The organism is Trueperaceae bacterium (assembly GCA_019454765.1).
Lineage (GTDB): Bacteria > Deinococcota > Deinococci > Deinococcales > Trueperaceae > JAAYYF01.
In genome coordinates this window covers 1-1,711 of the sequence record JACFNR010000060.1, presented here as the reverse complement: position 1 = coordinate 1,711, position 1,711 = coordinate 1, and the positions used below count along the sequence as shown (strand labels likewise).

At 73.2% G+C, this 1,711-nt stretch carries 2 protein-coding genes; both read right to left on the bottom strand.

Annotation, left to right across the window (positions count from 1 at the left end; translation table 11 throughout):
• A partial coding sequence (locus H3C53_12360; protein ID MBW7917457.1) for an Ig-like domain-containing protein occupies positions 1 to 985 on the bottom strand: 985 nt, incomplete at its 3' end.
• Positions 979 to 1,497, bottom strand: a complete 519-nt coding sequence (locus H3C53_12355) for a hypothetical protein (protein ID MBW7917456.1) — start codon at positions 1,495 to 1,497, stop codon at positions 979 to 981. The genes H3C53_12360 and H3C53_12355, both read right to left, overlap by 7 nt.
• Positions 1,498 to 1,711 lie beyond the last annotated feature (214 nt).

The window sequence follows — 1,711 nt, the reverse complement described above, 5'->3', positions numbered from 1 at the left end:
TCGCGCCGGCCCATGGCTCGAAACCCGCGCTGAGGACGACGCTGGCGCCGAACTCGGCTCCGCCGGGGGTGGAGCGGGTGTAGCGCAGGTTGGTGCCCTCGCTCCACACGACGTGGACGCGCAGGCGCTTGTCGACGGCCACGTTGCGGGAGGTGTTCGAACGACCGATGGACGCGCCCGCCACGTCGCTCACCACCACGCCCGTCACCTCGGCCATGCCCGCCACCACCGACACCTCGGCCGTGCCGGTGCCGAGGTCCGAGCTCACCGTCAACGTGGCAACACCGACCCCCACGGCGGAGACGATGCCCACGCTACCGGGGACGTTCGACACCGTCACCACCGCCTCGTCCGACGAGCTCCAGGTGACGGCCGTCGTCACGTCGGCCTCGTCGGCCACGCTCCGCGCGCCGAACTGCGTGATGGAGCCGAGCAGCAGCTCCTCGCCGGCCGGGGAGATGACGAAGACCTCCGCCACGGGCTCCTCGGGGTCGGTCGGTTCCTCCGGGTCCGTGGGCTCCTCCGGGTCGGTCGGTTCCTCCGGGTCCGTGGGCTCCTCCGGGTCGGTCGGCTCCTCGGGGTCGGTCGGCCCGGCCGGTTCCGCCGTGGAGGTGAAGGTCACGGTGGCCGACGCCACTACCCGCCCGTCACGCACGAGCTCGACGGGGCAGGTCGCGCCGGCAGGCACGTTCGGGATGGTGCCGGTGGCGCTGCCGGTGGCCGGGCCGCGGCCGCCAATGCCGGGCGCCACCACCACGCGTTCCGCCTCGCCCAGCTTGAGGGCGCCGAGGGGCAGGCCGCACACGGTCACGCTCACGCCCGGCGTGAAGAGCCCCGCGAGCGTCACGGCTTCGCCGGGCAGCCCGCTGGCCGGTGTGATCGAGTCGAGCCGCAGCTCCACCGGGAGGTTGGCGGGCCCGCTGCAGGCCGCCACCACGAGGATGGCCACGGGCACGAACAGCGTCTTGAGAAGCTTGCTCACCACGGCGTCACCTCGATGCCGACCACGAAGGAAGCGGTGCCGACGAGGGGCGCGAAGCCGCCCTCGATGCGGGCCGCCCAGACGGCGCCCAGTGGGACGCGGACCCCTACGACCGCCACGGGCGTGACGAAGGCGCTCGGCGCCCCGGCGCCGCCGCGCCAGCCCAACGCCGCCCCAACGCCGGCGTAGGGGTCGACCCAGTCGTGCCCCGTGAGCGTGGCCGTGCCGAGGATAGCCAGCGACGGCGGCGTCGGGAAGTCGAGGAGGGTGCTCACGTCGAGCCGACCGGCGAACTCGACCGGCCCCTCCTCGGAATCCACCACGGCGAACGGCAGGGCGGCCGAGACGGTGAGGGCCGGCCAAGCGCCCGCGAGGGGCGCCACGCCGGCGGCGAGGGTCGGGCCGGCCGCCGCGGCCGTGCCGACGAACACCGCGGCGGCGAGCGCGAGGAGGCTAGGGGGGAACCTGCGCGGGTGGCGTAGCTCGGGGGAGGGTGTCATACGTGCGCGCAGCATGGGGCCGGGACTATCACGGGAGACTGACGGGGTCCCCTACCGACCCGAGAGGTAAGGAGCCCGTCAGTTCCCCGTGCGAACAACGTAAGACCCACCCTGCTACAACCTGCTCACTGACCACGGATGCCGCCTGATTACCACGCACCACGGGTTCCGGCAGGCTCCATACTCCTCGCACTTGCAGGACCAACGGAGGTACCAGATGAACCGCAGA